This is a genomic window from Amycolatopsis samaneae (assembly GCF_039541975.1).
Taxonomy (GTDB): domain Bacteria; phylum Actinomycetota; class Actinomycetes; order Mycobacteriales; family Pseudonocardiaceae; genus Amycolatopsis; species Amycolatopsis samaneae.
The window spans coordinates 187,184-202,979 of the sequence record NZ_BAABHG010000009.1; the positions used below are offsets into that span (position 1 = coordinate 187,184).

Consider the following 15,796-nt stretch of genomic DNA (forward strand, 5'->3'; position numbering starts at 1 on the left):
AACTCCCTCTGACGTAGCGAAAACAGATCAGATCCAGACGTTGCGCGCGACCCGCTGGACCTGCTCGATCAGGGCGGCCTGTTCGAGGGTTCCCTCGTGTTCTTCTCGCAGTGGTGCCCGGGTTTCGACCGCCTCGACGAAGGCCCGGATCACCCGCGCGAACTGGTGGTCGGCGGGCAGCACCACCTCTTCGCGGTGGTCCTGCCGTTCGATCCGCAGCACCGGCCGGTGCGTCTCCGGCGGGGTGAACACCCAGTCCAGCAACATCCGCCCGGAACTGCCGGAGAGGGCGTAGCTGTTCTGGTACGAGTGCTCCATGCCGAAGGTCAGCTGGGCGGGCACCCCGTCGGGCGAGGCGAGCAGCACGCTGCCCGACATCACCACGTCGTGCTTGCGGTCGCGGCGGAACACCGCCCCGACCACCGACAGATCCCGGCCCAGCAGGTGCTGGGCGGCGCGGATCGGGTAACCGCCGAAATCGAGGAACGCGCCGCCACCGACGTCCGGCTGGTAGCGGATGTCGCCCGGCGGCTTCGGGGGGATGGTGAAGGCGCTGTGGAAACCGCGCAGCTCCCCGATCACGCCGTCGGCGACGAGTTTGCGCACCGCCGCGTGCTGGGAGTGGAAGAGGAACATGTAGTTCTCGAGCAGCACCAAGCCGCGTGAGCGGGCGAGGTCGAGCAGCCTGCCCGACTCCTTGCACCCGTCGGTCATCGGCTTTTCCACCAGTACGTGCTTGCCCGCTTCGAGACACCGCTCGATCCACTCCGCGTGCAGCATCAGCGGGAGCGGGATGTAGACGGCGTCGACGTCCTCGTGTTCGGCCACCGCCTTGTAGTCGGCGAACGGCTCGCCGCCGAAGCGATCGGTGAACTTCTTGGCACGGGCGCCGTCGCGGCTGGCGATCGCGGTGATGTCGATCGCCGGCTCGGTCTCCATCGCCGGCAGCGTCCGCCGCCAGGCGATGTCCGCGCACCCGATGACCCCGAAGCGCAGCCGCTGGGCCGTGTGATAACTCGTCATCGGCAGTTACTCCGCTGGTCGTCGGGATAGTGGGGACGGTGGGCTCGTCACGAAACGGGCGCGGCGGGGGTGCCGGCCTTCAGCGCCGCGTAGTAGGCGAGGCACTCCTCGTAGGTCGGCAGCAGCCCTTCGGACTCCGCCTCCTTGAGCCCGACCCCGTTCGCGTCCTTTTCGGACATGATCGGCGGGCCGGTCAGCTCCCACGGGATGCCGATGTCCGGGTCCATCGGGTTGAGCACGAGCATGGTGCCCGGCACGTAGTTCTGCGAACAGAGGTAGTTCATGCACGCGTCGTCGGTCAAGGCGTGGAAGGCGTGCCCGAGGCCGTCGGCGAGGTAGACCGCCGTGCCGGAGTCCTCGTCCTGGTAGGTGACGTCGAAGACGCCGAAGGTCGGGGAGCCGACCCGCAGGTCGACCACGACGTCCATCACCGCGCCGCGCACGCATGTGACCAGTTTCGCCTGGCCGGGCGGGATCGTGGTGCCGTGGATGCCGCGCACGGTGTCACGGCAGCTCGTGGAGTAGTTCACCTGGTTGACCACGAACGGGTAACCGATCAGCTCCGAGAGCGCGTCCGCGCGGAACGCCTCGTGGAACCGGCCCCTGCGGTCAGGGAACTGCTCCGGGAACAGCCTGAAAGCATTCGGGACCTTGGTCTCTTCGGTCCGCAATCCGCCCGGCATAGCTACCAGCTCCCCAATTCGTCCCAGAAAACGTTCGTCATGCCGTGGCCAGTTTCTCGAGCAGGCCAACGGCTTCCGCGGGCGAGCGCTGTGCCCGCACCGCGGCGGCGGCGCGTACCGCACCGGCGGCGAAGGCGGGTTCGGCCAGCAGCTCGCGGCACCGGTCGGCCACCCGCTCCGGCGACACCTCGTCCAGTTGCAGGCGCAGACCCGCACCGGCCGAGGTCACCGCTTCGGCGTTGTCGAACTGGTCGTCGAAGTGCGGGAGGACCAGTTGCGGGCAGCCCGCTTCCAGCGCGGTGAGCACGGTCCCCTGGCCGCCGTGGTTGACCACGACCTCGCAGGCGGGCAGCACCTGGGCGAGCGGGAGCCGCCCGGCCCGGTCGGCCGCCTCGGCGAGCTCGGGCCAGTCCGCCAGCACGTCGTCGGCGGCCGCCACGCACAGCTCGACGTCCAGTTCCTTCAGCAGTTTCAGCATCGGCGCCACCATGGGGCGCAGGCCGAGGTCGGCCATCCCGGGCAGCACCGTGCCGAAGGTGACGCACACCCGCGGCCGGTCCCTCGGTTCGTGCACCCAGTCGGGCAGCAGCGCGTCGCCGTTGAACGATCCGCCGCGCACGCCCTCGTGGCCGGACGCGTGCGGGAGCCGCAGGCCCGGTGGCCAGGGGTTCAGCGTGCGCACCGGATCCGGTGCCACCGCGCCCAGTTCGGCGGCCGCCGCCGGGCCGTGCTCGGCCAGCGGCGCGACGCCCCAGTGGTAGGCCACGACCGGGACGTCGTGCGCCGCGGCCGCGAGCGGACCGGCGTACTCCGCCCGCTCGCTGACCACGAGGTCGGGCCGCCAGGTGTCCATCAGTTTCCGCGCGCCGGGCAGGCAGGCGCCGGCGATGCGCCCGAACGCGTGACCGTGCCCGGTCCGCCTGGCCGCCGCGTCGGCCGCGGTCGCCGACGGCTCGCCGCCGACGAGGTCGACGAACTCCGGGGCGGCGCCCCAGGCCGTGACCGGCAGACCGCACCGGAGCACCACCGGGGCGAAGGCCTCCGTCGTCGCGACGAGGACCTCGTGCCCGGCCGCCCGTGCCGCCCAGGCGAGCGGCACAAGGGGGAACAGATGGCCGCGCAACGGCGCGGTCGTGAACAGCAGTCGCACGCGGATTCCTTTCCCTGGTGCGGTTTCTACTCCGATGTCGGCTTCAGCAGAGGCTGTGGATGCACGCCAGCAGGCTGCGTGCCTCGATGTTCAGGTAGTGCCCGTGGCTGAGCAGGTCGATCAGCTGGCGCACGGTCATCCAGCAGTAGTTCGGCGGCACCTCGACCGGGAACTCGTCGCCCACCTCGATCAGCTGGTAGCGGGTCAGCGCGTGGTAGAACCGGCCGCCCTCTTCCGAAAGCTTCTGGTCGTAGTGGGTCTTGACGCCGCCGACCTGGAGCACGTCCCGCAGGAACCGCTCCCGTACCGCCGAAGGATCCTGGCCGGGCAGCAGGTGCACGGTCGGCGCCATCTCGACCATGTCCATCAGCCCGTACTCCGGCCGGGCCTGCACCAGCAGGTGCAGCGCGCCGCGGATGCGCCGGGCGAGGAAGGCGGCGTGCCCTTCCCCCCTGGGGTGCAGCAGCGGCTGCCGCCAGGCCTTGACCTCGCGGGTGCCCGCCTCGACCCGCACGCCGAGGATGCGGAAGTGCTCCCCCGCGTCGTCGGCGATCTCGTCGTCGGTGCGGGACCAGCCGGTCGTGGCCGAGAGTGGCGTGAGCCGTGCCGACCAGTCGCAGCGGGTCTTGGCCTCGGTGAACCAGCTGAGGATCTCGCCCGCGCTGTGCAGCGCGGGCTCCGCCGAGCCCTCGGTGGTGTGCCGGTAGGACCTGGCGAGCGCGTCGCGGAAGTCCTCCCCGGTCGCGCCCGCCTCGTCCGGGAGCGCGAAGGGGATACAGGAGAGCACGGTCCTGGCGTCCATGTTCACCAGGTTGTCCCGGTGCGAGAGCTCGCCGATCTGCGCCAGGCTCAGCCAGCAGTAGTCCTCGTGCAGCGGGACGTCCCCGGTGACCAGCACGACCATGTTGCGGTTGCGCTTGCGCCAGAACCACGCGCCCTGCTCCGACTGGAGCACGTCCACCAGCACCTGGCCGCGGCCGCTGCCGACGAAGTACTCCAGGTAGCGCGTCGAGCTGCCCCGGTGCACCTGCATGTAGTTGCTGCGCGTGGCCTGCACCGTCGGCGACAGCTGGAGCGTGTTGACGTTGCCCGGCTCCATCTTCGCCTGCATCAGGCAGTGCAGCACGCCGTCGAACTCCTTGACGACGATGCCGAGGATGCCGATCTCGGGCTGGTTGATGATGGGCTGGGACCACGTCGGGACGCCGCCCTCACGCACCTGCAGGCCTTCGATGGTGAAGAAGCGCCCGCTCTTGTGCCCGAGATTCCCGGTGCTCGGCTCGAAGTCCCAGTCGCCGAGTTCGGCGAACGGGACGCGGTCGACGACGAAGTGTCCCGCCCGCGTCCGCTCGGCCCACCAGTCGTGGAACTCCACCATGGACATCAGGCTGCCGCCGCCTGCTTCGGGCACGGGGCTCAGTTCCCGGTGCCGCACCGCGAGTCGCTTCATGCTCGTGCTCTCCTGTCTCGCCTCAGACGTCCGACCGCGCGGCGGTCAGAGCTTCGCCAGCACGTTCTGCACCTTCTCGACGATGCGTTCCTGGTCCACATCGGACAGTGACGCGTACATCGGCAGCGAGAAGATCTCGTGCGCCGCCGCCTCGGTCACCGGCAGCGAACCCTCGCGGTAGCCGAGCTTCGCGAAGCCCGACTGCGTGTGCACCGGCCACGGGTAGCTGATGTTCAGCTCGATGCCCTCGGGCTTGAGCGCCTCGATCACCCGGTCGCGCACCTGGTGCCGCACCACGTAGACGTAGTAGACGTGGTCGTTGCCCGGTGCCAGCGCCGGCGTGATGAGGTCCGTGCCCTCGAAGGCCTCGGCGTAACGCTCGGCGATCACCCGGCGACGGGCGATGTAGTCGTCGAGCCGGGTCAGCTTGCGGCGCAGGATCTCCGCCTGCACCTCGTCGAGCCTGCTGTTGTAGCCCGGCGTGGAGACGACGTAGTAGACCTTCTCCATGCCGTAGTAGCGCAGCCGCCGCAGGTTCGCCTCGGTCTCGTCGTCCGAGGTGATCGTCGCGCCACCGTCACCGTAGGCGCCGAGCACCTTGGTGGGATAGAAGGAAAAGGACGCGGCCTTGCCCATCGAACCGGCGATCCGCCCGTAGTGGCGGGCGCCGTGTGCCTGCGCGCAGTCCTCCAGGATCGGCAGGCCGTGCTTGGCCGCGATCTCCTCCAGCGGAGCCATGTCGACGCACTGGCCGTACAGGTGCACGGGCAGCAGGCAGCGTGTGCGCTCGGTGATCGCCGCTTCGACCTGCTCGACGTTCATCAGGTACGTCTCGGGGTGGACATCGACGAACACCGGCACGGCGCCGATCTGGTCGATCGCCAGCACGGTCGGCGCCGCGGTGTTGGACACCGTGATCACCTCGTCACCGGCGCCGACGCCGAGGGCACGCAGGCCCAGCACGATGGCGTTCGTCCCGTTGTCGACGCCGACGCAGTGCTCGACGCCGTGGTAGGCGGCGAACTCCTGCTCGAACGCCTTGACGCTCGGGCCGAGCACCAGCTTGCCGGAACGGAAGACCGTGTCGACGGCGTCGAGAATGTCGTCCCGTTCTTTCTCGTACTCCGGCAAATAACCCCAGACATATTGAGCCATCAGGGCGGGTCACCTCCAGGGGATCGGCCGTGGCACGACCGGACAGGGCTCGTACGACGCATGCGAGTTCCCGGTTGACTTCCGGGACGATGCAACTCGTGGACTATTCGGCGCGGTGGCTATTCGCTTTCGCCTTTCGCGCCGCCGGAGTCATCGAAGCACACTTCCGCTCGGCTGGCACAGCCCTGCCGACAATGAATCGCGGAGCAATACCCGCCGCCGTCTCGCGCGTCCCGCCGGCGAGACATCGCCGCCCCCGGCGTTGTTGACCAGGGACCCGCACGCTGGCTAACCTCGGCCGGGTTCCGGCTGCCTACCTGGGGGCTTTCACCCGGAGCACGCCGCGCCCGCTCCCCGGAGCGGGTTCGCCTGCTGGCGCGCCCCGGCCAGCGGAAACCCCGAATCCGCGCGAGGTTTCGCGCACGGTGCCCGGCCGCACTCCCGATCGCGGGTAACACCGCGGTGCGGCCATCGGCGACGAATAAGCAGAAGGGCTGAATTGACATGTCAGACAACGCCACGAAAGTCGACCTCACGAATGTCGACGACGTCGAGGAAATGGTCCGGGAGATCGCCCGGATGATCTGTGCCGAGCAGCCCGATATGCCCGAACCGGAGAGTCTGCGCGATCTCGACTCGTTTTCCGTGGTTCAGGTGCTGCTGGAGGTCGAAAACACCACCGACCGGAAGCTGCTGGAGAAGTTCGAGGACTTCACCGAGGGCGAGGAGTTCCGCGACCTGGCCGCCTACATCGTGAAGGTCGTGGCCGAGGAGGACGCGGCACCCGCCGAAGCCCCCGCCGCCACCGCGGCCCCGGCCGCCGGGGAGACCCCCGCGGCCGAGGCGGACACCAAGGCCTGACAAGGGCCCGACCCGGGCGCACCGGTGTGCGGGTACCCCTTCCCGCACACCGGGTCCCGCCGGTGAGACCCGGTTCTCCTCACAGATCGGACCGATAGCCGATGGACTCCTCCACGCCCGTGATCCCGGTCCCCGCGGAACCGCTCGCCGTCCGGCCGCCGCGGCACCGGCTCGCCCGCCGCTTCATCCTCTGGCGCACCCTCAACGCCCTGTGCTGGGCCATCGGCGTGGTCGGCGCGCTCGTCACGCTGCACATCATCTTCGCCGAGATCCGGACCTGGCTCGACCCATTCATCTGGGGCATCGGCGGGATCTTCGGCGTCAACCTGCTGTTCATGCCGACGTACCGATATTTGGTGCACCGTTGGGAAACCACCGACGAAGCGGTCTACTCGCTCAGCGGCTGGATCACCCGGGAATGGCGGATCGTCCCGATCTCCCGGATCCAGAGCATCGACACCGTCCAGGGCCCGATCGAGCAGCTGCTCAACCTCTCGACCATCAAGGTCACCACCGCCTCGCACGAGGGGCACGTGAAGATCGAGGGGCTGGACACCCCGGTCGCCGAAGCGGCGGTCAAGCGGCTCAACGAGATCGCGCAGGCCACACCAGGGGACGCGACGTGAACCCGGTGGCCGCCGACGCGATGGAGCGGATGCCTCCCCTGCGGGAGCTGGAGGACGAGCTCCCCTGGCTGAGCCTGGACATCAAGCTCTTCTACGTCAACGCGGTCAAGTTCACGATCTCGCTGGCCACCAGCCTCACCAGCTACTTCCTCTACGACTCGGGCCCGATCTGGCCGCTGCTGGTGGTCAGCACCATCAGCGCGGTGTACACCCTGCGGGACCTGTGGCGCTGGATGTTCACCCGCTACCGCGTCACGCCGGAACGCGTGGAGCGCCGCACCGGCCTGCTGATCCGCGAGGAACGGCACGTCCGGCGCGACCGCATCCGCAGCGTCAGCAGCAGCGCCAAACTGCGGCACCGGATCGTCAAGCTGCGGGTCGTCCACATCGGATCGGGCGAGGGCAAGCACTTCAAGGCCGCGTTCAAGCTCGACGCGCTGTCGAAGGACATGGCCGCGCAGCTGCGGCGCGAGCTGATCCCCCGCGACGCGGACGCGCCGGAGGAACGCGAGACCGTCATCGCCCGGCTGCGCTGGATCTGGTTCTGGTACAACATCTTCCACTTCTGGGCGATCCTCGCCGGCGTCCTTTTCCTCATCTCGCAGTACTTCCTGCTGCAGACCTTCGCCGTGGACCTCATCGACGTCATCGCCGGGCTGATCCACTGGGCGAACCTTGGCGTGTGGCGGACGGTCGGCGCCGCGATCGGGATCACCTTCGTCCTCGGCTACTTCTCCCTCGCGCTGGAGTTCGCCGCGAAGCACTGGAACTTCGAGCTGGTCCGCACGACCAGCGGCGAGGACGGCACCGAGCTGCGCACCCGGCAGGGCCTGTTCACCACCAAGACCGTGCACCGGGAGGACCGCCGCATCCGGGGCGTGCACCTGCACGAACCCCTGCTGTGGCGGTGGATGAAGCTCACCGAGACCAAGGTGATCACGACCGGGCTCAACGCGTCGCTCAACGAGTCGGCGCACATCCTGCCGCGCGCGCCCTACCGCGACGCCCTGCACGCGGCGACCCACGTCTTCCCGGACGAGTACCGGCCCCTGGAGGCGCCGCTGCTGCGGCATCCGGCAGGGGCGTTCCGGCGGCGGCTGCTGTGGGCCGCCTACGGCCCGGCCGCCACCGCGGGACTGCTCCTCTGGTTCGGCCTGACCGACGTCGTGCCGATGTCGTGGTGGCCGGTGCCGCTGTTCCTGTTACCGCTGACCTGGGCACTGGCCTGGGTGGCCTACCGGACGCTCGGCCACGCACTGGTCGGCCCGTACCTCGTGACGCGCCACGGGGCGGCGGGCCGGTCCACGACCGTGCTGCGCACCGGCGCGGTGATCGGCTGGCGGCTGCGGCAGACCATCTTCCAGCGCATGGGCAACCGGATGACGGTCGGGATCCCGACCGCGGCGGGCGACCGCTACTACCGGGCGATCGACGTCAGCACCGAACAGGCGGTCGCGTTCGTCGCCGGTGCCGATCCGGTGCTGGCGAACGAATTCCTTTCCGGCACCGGGACTCCCCCGGCCGAATCGCATTTCGCCCCGCGATCGGAAGCGCCATGAACGCTCCATTTCGGCACTCGGAGGTGAATATGCGGCACACCAGGCTCGCCGAGAATCTTTCCGTCGGCGAGATCGGGCTCGGCTGCAGTTCGATGTCCTACGGATACGGCCCGGCCCGTACCGCGCAGGACCACGAAGAATCGGCGCGAACGCTCCGGCGCGCGGTCGAGCTCGGCGTCAGCGTGTTCGACACGGCCGACGTCTACGGCCCCTACACGAACGAACAACTGCTCGGCGAGGCGCTCGCGCCGGTCCGCGAAGAGACCACGATCGCCACGAAGGTCGGGCTGCTGCTGCGCCCGGACGGCACGCTGGAACGCAACGGGCGCCCCGAATACCTCCGCGAGGCCTGCGAGGGCTCGCTGCGGCGGCTCGGCGTCGAGGCGATCGGCCTCTACCAGCTGCACCGGGTCGATCCGGCCGTGCCGCTGGAGGAGACCTGGGGCGCGCTGGGCGAACTCGTCACCGAGGGCAAGGTGCTCGGGCTCGGCATCTCGCACGCCACCGCGGAGGAGCTGGAACGCATCCACGCCCTCTTCCCGATCACCGCCGTGCAGTACGAGCTTTCCGTGTGGGAGCGGCGAAATCTCGCGGAAATCCTGCCGTGGACGTGGAAGAACGACGTCGGGTTCCTCGCCTGCTGCCCGATCGGCCGCGGCTACCTGTCCGGCCGGATCGCCGGGGACGAGCTCGTCGCAGGCGACTCGCGGCGGCGCGACCCTCGCTTCGAGGCCGAGGCCCTCGCGCACAACCAGCACATCGTCGACGGGATCCGCCGGGTCGCCGCCCGGCACGGCGCGACCCCGGCGCAGGTGGCGATCGCCTGGGTCACCACGCACGGCGACAACGTGGTGCCGATCCCCGGCACGCGGCGGGTGCGGTGGCTGGAGGAGAACGCGGGCGCGGCCGGGCTGCGGCTGAGCACCGAGGACCTGCGGGACATCGACAACCTCCCGGTGGCGATCGGCGAGAAGCGCTGGGACGAACACCGCGAAGCCACCGCGGAAAGCGCCCGGAAATGACCGCGCGCGCGAGTTTCACACGATTCCCGGGAAACGACGGCCCCGCTGTCCTAGACTTCGGGAAGCTCGGCGGCCGAGGTGTTCCGGCCGGTCCCGAAATAGCCTTTACGGAAATTCACCGTGGTACGGGTTCGCACTTTTCAGGCGCCTGGACGACCACCGACCCGAAAATGGAGGAGAAGCCGTGAGCACACCGTCGCGACCGCTGATCACGGTGCTCGGCTCGTCCGGGCTGCTGGGCAGCGCCATCACCCGTGAGCTGGCCGCCCGGCCGGTCCGCCTGCGCCTGGCCGGGCGCCGGGCGACCACGGTCCCGGCCGGGGCAGCGGCCGAGATCGAGGTCCGCACCACCGACCTGACGACCGACGGCGCCGTCGCCGACGCCGTGGAAGGCGCCGACGTGGTGATCCACCTGGTGGCGCACATCGCCGGGGCCAGCACCTGGCGGGTGTCCTCGGACGACCCGGTCGCCGAGCGCGTCAACCTCGGGCTGGTGCACGACCTCGTCGCGGCCGTGAAGGACCAGCGGCCGGCGACGCCGCCGGTGGTCCTGCTGGCCGGGTCGATGTCGCAGGCCGGGCACTCCATCTCCGGCCGGATCGACGGCACCGAACAGGACAAGCCGATCACCACCTACGACCGGCAAAAACTGGACGCTGAGCACGCGATCCGCGACGCCACCGAGGCGGGCCTGCTGCGCGGCGCGTCGCTGCGGCTGGCCACGCTCTACACGCAGGGCTCCGACTCCACCGCGCTCGACCGCGGTGTCGTCTCGGCGATGACGCGCCGCGCGTTCGCCGGCGAGCCGCTGACCATGTGGCACGACGGGACCGTCAAGCGGGATCTGGTGTGTGTGGACGACGTCGCCCGCGCCTTCGTGGCCGCGCTCGACCGGCCGGACGCCGTCGAGGGACGGCCGTGGCTGGTCGGCACCGGGCAGGCGACCAGCATCGCCGACCTGTTCGGCGGCATCGCGAAGGTGGTCGCCGCGCAGACCGGGAAGGACCCGGTGCCGGTGGTGTCGGTCAAGCCCGCCGACCACTCGATGCCCACGGACCTGCTCGACTTCGTGCTCGACCCGTCGGCGTTCCAGGCCGCCACCGGCTGGGCGCCCCGCGTCTCGCTGGAGCAGGGCCTGGAAAACCTCGCGGCGGCGATGGCCCGCGAAGCCGCCGCCGCGGGCGTCTGAGGGAACGGCCGTGCGGATCCTGCTGGCCCTGCCCGCCGAGAAGAGCATCTTCAACTACCTGGTCCCGGTCGCCTGGGCGCTGCGCACCGCGGGCCACGAGGTGCACGTGGCGTGCCCGCCGCGCTTCACCGGCGCGGTGACCCAGGCCGGGCTCACCGCGGTCGGGGTCGGGCCGGACCGGGATCCGTGGCGGCTGTCGGAGAACCGGCCCGCGGAGCGTGCCGCGCTGCGGGCCGGGGTGGCCGCGCCCTACGACCTGTTCGACGCGCCGGGCACGGCGTCCTGGGACTACCTGCGCGACGGGATGACCGCCGCGGTCACCGGGTGGCACCGGCTGACGAACTTCCCGATGATCACCGAACTCGTCGGCTACGCGCGGTTCTGGCAGCCGGACCTCGTGCTGTGGGAACCGCTCTGTTACGCCGGGGCGATCGCCGCCCGCGCGTGCGGCGCGGCGCACGGACGCCTGCTGTTCGGCATCGACGTCTTCGGCGCCACCCGGGTCGACTACCTGCGCGCACGGGCCCGGCAGGCGCCCGCCGAGCAGGCGGACCCGCTGGCCGACTGGCTCGGCGGCTACGCGCGCAAGTACGGCTTCGAGAACGGGGAAGACCTGGCCACCGGGCACTTCACCATCGACCAGCTGCCCGCGTCGCTGAGCATGGACACCGGGCTCGACACCGAGCGTGTGCAGTTCGTGCCCTACGGCGGCGCGGCCGTGGTGCCGGACTGGCTGAAGCGGCCGGCGGAACGCCCCCGGGTCGCGATGACCCTCGGCCTCACCGCCACCGAGGTCTTCGGCGGATACAACGTCCCGCTCTCGGACATCCTGTTAGGACTGTCCGAATTGGACATCGAACTCGTGGCGACGGTGGCCGAGGACGTGCAGCGGACGCTGCCGCCGATGCCGGGGAACGTCCGGCTCGTGCCGTACGTGCCGTGGCACGCGCTCGCCCCGACCTGCGCCGCGGTGGTGCACCACGCGGGCGCGGCGACGCTGGCCACCACCGCCCGGCACCCGGTGCCGCAGCTGGCGCTGCACTACCACTTCGACCAGCCCTACCTCGGCCGCAGGCTCGCCGGGCACGGGGCCGGGCTGGAGATCCACACCGGGGACGCGACCGGGGAGAACGTCCGCGACGCCGTCGCGCGGCTGCTCACCGAACAGTCCTTCAAGGACAGAGCGGTGGCGCTGCGCGACGAGATCTTCGCCATGCCCACGCCGAACGAGCTCGTCGGGACGCTCGAAGCGCTGACCGCCAAGCACCGCACCCGCTGAGGAGGAAGGGAACACCATGCGTGTCCTGTTCGCCACCACGCCGCAGAAGAGCGTCTTCCTGTACCTGGCGCCGATGGCGTGGGCGCTGCGCACGGCCGGCCACGAAGTCCGCTTCGCGAGCCAGCCCGCGCTGACGGACGTGATCACGCAGTCCGGGCTCACCGCGGTGCCGGTCGGGCACAGCCGCAACCTCCGGCTCAGCGACGTCGACGGCCGGGAGGAGGGCCGGGCCGGGCTGCCCGCGCCCTACGACGTTTTCGACGACGACGAGCGCGCCACCTGGGACTATCTCGAACCGGGCATGGCCGACGCGGTACGCGGCTGGCACTGGCTGACCAATCACCCGATGGTCGGCGGGCTGGTCGAGTTCGCCAGGGCCTGGCAGCCGGACCTGATCGTCTGGGAGCCGTTCTGCTACGCCGGGCCGATCGCGGCGAAGGCCTGCGGCGCGGCACACGCGCGGCTCCTGTTCGGCGTCGACGTCTTCGGCGCGGCCCGCGAGCAGTACCGGCGGCGGATGGCCGAGGAGCCCGGCCGCGCCGATCACCTCGGCGGCTGGCTCGGCCGGTACGCGCGGATGTACGGCGCGGAGTTCACCGAGGACATGACCACCGGGCAGTTCACCATCGACCAGTTCCCGGCCAGCTTCCAGCCGGACACCGGGCTGGACACGCTGCGGACGCAGTACATCCCCTACGGCGGCCCGGCCGTGGTGCCGGACTGGCTGTCGAAACCGCCGGAGCGCCCGCGCGTCGCGATGACGCTGGGCCTGACCGCGACCGAGCACTTCAACGGCTACACCGTCGGCGTCCAGGAGGCCCTCGACGCACTGGCCGGCCTCGACATCGAGCTGGTCGCGACGGTCGCGAAGAAGGCTCAGGCGGAGCTGACCCGAATCCCGGACAACACCCGGATCGTTTCGTACGTGCCGTGGCACGCGCTGGCCCCGACCTGTTCGGTGGTCGTGCACCACGCGGGCGCGGCGACCATGGCCACCACCTCGCGGCACCCGGTGCCGCAGCTGGCCCTGCACCACCACTACGACCAGCCGTTCCTCGGCCGCAAGCTGGCCGAACACGGCGCCGGGCTGGAAATCCCGACGCACCGGGCCACCGGCGCGCGGATCCGCGAGAGCGTCGAACGCCTGCTGACCGAACAGTCCTTTAAGGACTGTGCGGTGGACCTGCGCGACGAAATCCTCGGCCTGCCCTCGCCCAACGCGATCGTGCCGGAGATCGAGGCCCGCGTCGCCGAGCACCGGAAGGGACGGTGACCCGGTGCGCGTCCTGCTGACCACCTTTCCGGAGAAGACGTTCTTCTACCACCTCGTCCCGCTGGCCTGGGCGCTGCGCACCGCCGGGCACGAGGTGCGCGTGGCCTGCCCGCCGAAGTTCGCGCCCATCGTCACCCAGGCCGGGCTGACCGCGGTGCCGGTCGGGCCGGACCGGGACTTCTGGCGGATCACCGAGGCCATGGCGGGCGGGACCGAGTCCATGCGCGCCGGGATCATGCCGCCGTATGACGCCTTCGACGATCCGTCGAAGCAGAACCTGGACTACCTGCGGCCGGGCCTGACCGAGGCGGTGCGCGGCTGGCACCGGGTGAGCAACTTCCCGATCATCGCCGGGCTCGTCGAGTTCGCCCAGGCGTGGCGGCCGGACCTGGTGATCTGGGAACCGCTGAGCCAGGCGGGCGCGATCGCCGCGCGCGCGTGCGGCGCGGCACACGCGCGGATGCTGTGGAGCGTCGACCTGTTCGGCGGCGTCCGCGACCACTACCTGCGGCTCCAGGACACCGAACCGGACCCGTACGAGGAGTGGTTTTCCTCCTACGGTCGCAAGTACGGCTTCGAGTTCGGCGAGGACATGGTCACCGGGGACTTCACCCTCGACCACATCCCCGCCGGGCTCCAGATCGAGGCCGAACTGCCCTACCTGCGCTTCCGGTACGTGCCCTACGGCGGCCCGGCGGAGGTGCCGGACTGGCTGAAGCGGCCGAGCGAACGTCCCCGGATCGCGTTCACCATGGGCCTGTCCGCCACCGAGATCTTCCACGGCTACCACCTGCCGCTGTCCGACGTCCTCGGCGCACTGTCCGAAATGGACGTCGAGGTGGTGGCCACGGTCGCGCCCGCCGAACAGGAGAAGCTCGGCTCGGTGCCGGACAACGTCCGGCTGGTGTCCTACGTCCCGCTGCACGCGCTGGCGCCGACCTGCGCGGCGGCCGTGCACCACGCCGGGCTGGGCACGTTCGCGACCTTCGCGCGGGCGGGCGTCCCGCAGCTGTGCGTCCCGCATCACCTGGACGAACCGATGTTCGCCGCCGGGATCGCCCGCGCGGGCGCCGGGATCGACCTGCGCGAGCCGACCGTCGAAACGATCGGCGCGAGCGTGCGGCGGCTGCTCGACGACCCGGCCTTCGGCACCGGCGCGGCATCCCTTCGGTCCGAAATGGACGCACTGCCCTCGCCCAACGAGATCGTGCCCGAACTGGAAGACCGTACTGCCAAATACCGCGCCCGCTAAGGAAAAGAGACCCATGCGCGTCCTGCTCACCACCTATCCGGAGAAGACCATCTTCCAGCCGATGGTCACGCTGGCGTGGGCGCTGCGCACCGCCGGGCACGAGGTGCGGCTGGCGACCCAGCCCGGCTTCGAGGACATCGTCACCGGCGCCGGGCTCACCGCCGTGCCGGTCGGGCGCCCGGGCGTCGGCAACTGGCGGCGGCTCACCGAGGCCTACCCCGACCTGGCCGAGGCCGAACGCGTCGGGCTGCCCTCGCCGTACGACACGGCGGTGCCCGGCGCCGAGGGCATCACGCGGGCGGAAATGGCCGACGGCTACCGGGAAATCCTCACGCTGTGGCACAAGCAGAACAACTTCCCGCTGGTCACCGGGCTGGTCGAGTTCGCCCGCTCCTGGCAGCCCGACCTGGTGATCTGGGAGCCGACGACGTACGCCGGGGCGATCGCGGCGAAGGCCTGCGGCGCGGCGCACGGACGGCTGCTGTGGAGCATCGACGTCTTCGGTGCCGCCCGCGAACGCTTCCTCGCGCTCGGCGACGGGCCCGACCCGCTCGCCGAGTGGATCGCGGGCTACGGCCGCAAGTACGGCTTCGAGTTCAGCGAGGACCTGGTCACCGGGCAGTTCACCGTCGACCCGGTGCCGGAGCCGATCCGGCTGGAGACGAACCTGCCGACGCTGCCCGTGCAGTACGTCCCCTACGGCGGCGCGGCGACCGTCCCGGACTGGCTCAAGCGGCCGTCGGAGAAACCGCGAATCGGGCTCACCCTCGGTACCACCGCGACCGAGCACTTCGGCGGCTACACGGTGAGCGTGCCGGACATCCTCGCCGCACTGTCCGATGTGGACGCCGAGATCGTCGCGACGCTGCCGGACGCCGAGGCCGCCAAGGTCCCGGAGGTTCCCGCCAACGCCAGGATCGTGCCGTACGTGCCGCTGCACGCGCTCGCGCCGACCTGCGCCGCGGTGATCAACCACGCCGGGCCCGGCACCTACCTGACCACGGCCCGCTACGGCGTGCCCCAGCTGGCCGTGCCGTGGGAGTTCGACGAACCCGAGCTGGCCCGGCGCGCCACGGTGCACGGCTCCGCGCTGACCCTGACCGGCGATCAGGTGTCCGGCAAGGCCGTCCGCGCGGGCGTGCTGCGGCTGCTGGCAGAGCCGTCGTTCGCCGCGCGGGCACGGGAACTGGCCGCGCGAATGGCCGCCACGCCCTCGCCCAACGACGTCGTCCCGGCGCTCGAAGACCTCGTCGCCCGGCACCGCTGACCCGGAG

14 protein-coding genes are annotated in these 15,796 nt (G+C 70.7%); 9 read left to right on the top strand and 5 right to left on the bottom strand.

Annotated features, from left to right (window positions below; genetic code table 11):
- Positions 1-27 precede the first annotated feature (27 nt).
- Genes ABD987_RS24520 through ABD987_RS24540 form a run of 5 tightly spaced genes read right to left on the bottom strand, consistent with a single transcriptional unit; the run spans position 28 to position 5,461 of the window.
- Positions 28-1,023: a Gfo/Idh/MocA family protein gene (locus tag ABD987_RS24520; protein WP_345398065.1), complete on the bottom strand. Its 996-nt coding sequence runs from the start codon at positions 1,021-1,023 to the stop codon at positions 28-30.
- Positions 1,024-1,070: 47 nt separating this feature from the next.
- Positions 1,071-1,706: a dTDP-4-dehydrorhamnose 3,5-epimerase family protein gene (locus ABD987_RS24525; protein WP_345398068.1), complete on the bottom strand. Its 636-nt coding sequence runs from the start codon at positions 1,704-1,706 to the stop codon at positions 1,071-1,073.
- A gap of 37 nt (positions 1,707-1,743) precedes the next feature.
- The gene (locus tag ABD987_RS24530; protein ID WP_345398071.1) at positions 1,744-2,856 is read right to left on the bottom strand and encodes a glycosyltransferase; all 1,113 of its coding nucleotides are present in this window, start codon (positions 2,854-2,856) and stop codon (positions 1,744-1,746) included.
- 43 nt (positions 2,857-2,899) lie between these two features.
- Positions 2,900-4,306 (bottom strand): NDP-hexose 2,3-dehydratase family protein, encoded by a 1,407-nt coding sequence (locus tag ABD987_RS24535; protein WP_345398074.1) that lies wholly within the window; start codon positions 4,304-4,306, stop codon positions 2,900-2,902.
- A gap of 45 nt (positions 4,307-4,351) precedes the next feature.
- Complete coding sequence (locus ABD987_RS24540) at positions 4,352-5,461, bottom strand: DegT/DnrJ/EryC1/StrS family aminotransferase (protein ID WP_345398077.1); 1,110 nt, start codon at positions 5,459-5,461, stop codon at positions 4,352-4,354.
- A gap of 504 nt (positions 5,462-5,965) precedes the next feature.
- On the opposite strand from ABD987_RS24540, the gene ABD987_RS24545 reads away from it, so the two are divergent.
- The 9 genes from ABD987_RS24545 (at position 5,966) to ABD987_RS24585 (ending at position 15,789) form a co-directional block, all read left to right on the top strand.
- Complete coding sequence (locus tag ABD987_RS24545; protein ID WP_345398080.1) at positions 5,966-6,322, top strand: hypothetical protein; 357 nt, start codon at positions 5,966-5,968, stop codon at positions 6,320-6,322.
- Between the two features lie 101 nt (positions 6,323-6,423).
- Positions 6,424-6,948, top strand: a complete 525-nt coding sequence (locus tag ABD987_RS24550; protein WP_345398083.1) for a PH domain-containing protein — start codon at positions 6,424-6,426, stop codon at positions 6,946-6,948.
- Entirely contained in the window at positions 6,945-8,507 is a 1,563-nt protein-coding gene (locus tag ABD987_RS24555; protein WP_345398086.1) for a PH domain-containing protein, read from the top strand. Before ABD987_RS24550 ends, ABD987_RS24555 begins: the two co-directional genes overlap by 4 nt.
- A gap of 29 nt (positions 8,508-8,536) precedes the next feature.
- Positions 8,537-9,529 carry an aldo/keto reductase gene (locus ABD987_RS24560; RefSeq protein WP_345398089.1) on the top strand — a complete coding sequence of 331 codons (993 nt, stop codon included), beginning with the start codon at positions 8,537-8,539 and terminating at the stop codon, positions 9,527-9,529.
- 184 nt (positions 9,530-9,713) lie between these two features.
- A complete protein-coding gene (locus ABD987_RS24565) occupies positions 9,714-10,718 on the top strand; it encodes an NAD-dependent epimerase/dehydratase family protein (protein WP_345398092.1) in 1,005 nt (334 codons plus the stop codon).
- Between the two features lie 10 nt (positions 10,719-10,728).
- Positions 10,729-11,997, top strand: a complete 1,269-nt coding sequence (locus ABD987_RS24570; protein ID WP_345398095.1) for an activator-dependent family glycosyltransferase — start codon at positions 10,729-10,731, stop codon at positions 11,995-11,997.
- Between the two features lie 16 nt (positions 11,998-12,013).
- The gene (locus ABD987_RS24575) at positions 12,014-13,270 is read left to right on the top strand and encodes an activator-dependent family glycosyltransferase (RefSeq protein ID WP_345398098.1); all 1,257 of its coding nucleotides are present in this window, start codon (positions 12,014-12,016) and stop codon (positions 13,268-13,270) included.
- 4 nt (positions 13,271-13,274) lie between these two features.
- Positions 13,275-14,522: an activator-dependent family glycosyltransferase gene (locus ABD987_RS24580; protein WP_345398101.1), complete on the top strand. Its 1,248-nt coding sequence runs from the start codon at positions 13,275-13,277 to the stop codon at positions 14,520-14,522.
- Between the two features lie 13 nt (positions 14,523-14,535).
- Positions 14,536-15,789, top strand: a complete 1,254-nt coding sequence (locus tag ABD987_RS24585; RefSeq protein WP_345398104.1) for an activator-dependent family glycosyltransferase — start codon at positions 14,536-14,538, stop codon at positions 15,787-15,789.
- The last annotated feature ends 7 nt before the right edge of the window (positions 15,790-15,796 follow it).

What these genes read in the sequence shown, in the direction of transcription:
- ABD987_RS24520 (WP_345398065.1), bottom strand. Translation starts at nt 1,023, where the DNA reads ATGACGAGTTATCACACGGCCCAGCGGCTGCGCTTCGGGGTCATCGGG.
- ABD987_RS24525 (WP_345398068.1), bottom strand. Translation starts at nt 1,706, where the DNA reads ATGCCGGGCGGATTGCGGACCGAAGAGACCAAGGTCCCGAATGCTTTC.
- ABD987_RS24535 (WP_345398074.1), bottom strand. Translation starts at nt 4,306, where the DNA reads ATGAAGCGACTCGCGGTGCGGCACCGGGAACTGAGCCCCGTGCCCGAA.
- ABD987_RS24540 (WP_345398077.1), bottom strand. Translation starts at nt 5,461, where the DNA reads ATGGCTCAATATGTCTGGGGTTATTTGCCGGAGTACGAGAAAGAACGG.
- ABD987_RS24545 (WP_345398080.1), top strand. Translation starts at nt 5,966, where the DNA reads ATGTCAGACAACGCCACGAAAGTCGACCTCACGAATGTCGACGACGTC.
- ABD987_RS24550 (WP_345398083.1), top strand. Translation starts at nt 6,424, where the DNA reads ATGGACTCCTCCACGCCCGTGATCCCGGTCCCCGCGGAACCGCTCGCC.
- ABD987_RS24560 (WP_345398089.1), top strand. Translation starts at nt 8,537, where the DNA reads ATGCGGCACACCAGGCTCGCCGAGAATCTTTCCGTCGGCGAGATCGGG.
- ABD987_RS24575 (WP_345398098.1), top strand. Translation starts at nt 12,014, where the DNA reads ATGCGTGTCCTGTTCGCCACCACGCCGCAGAAGAGCGTCTTCCTGTAC.
- ABD987_RS24585 (WP_345398104.1), top strand. Translation starts at nt 14,536, where the DNA reads ATGCGCGTCCTGCTCACCACCTATCCGGAGAAGACCATCTTCCAGCCG.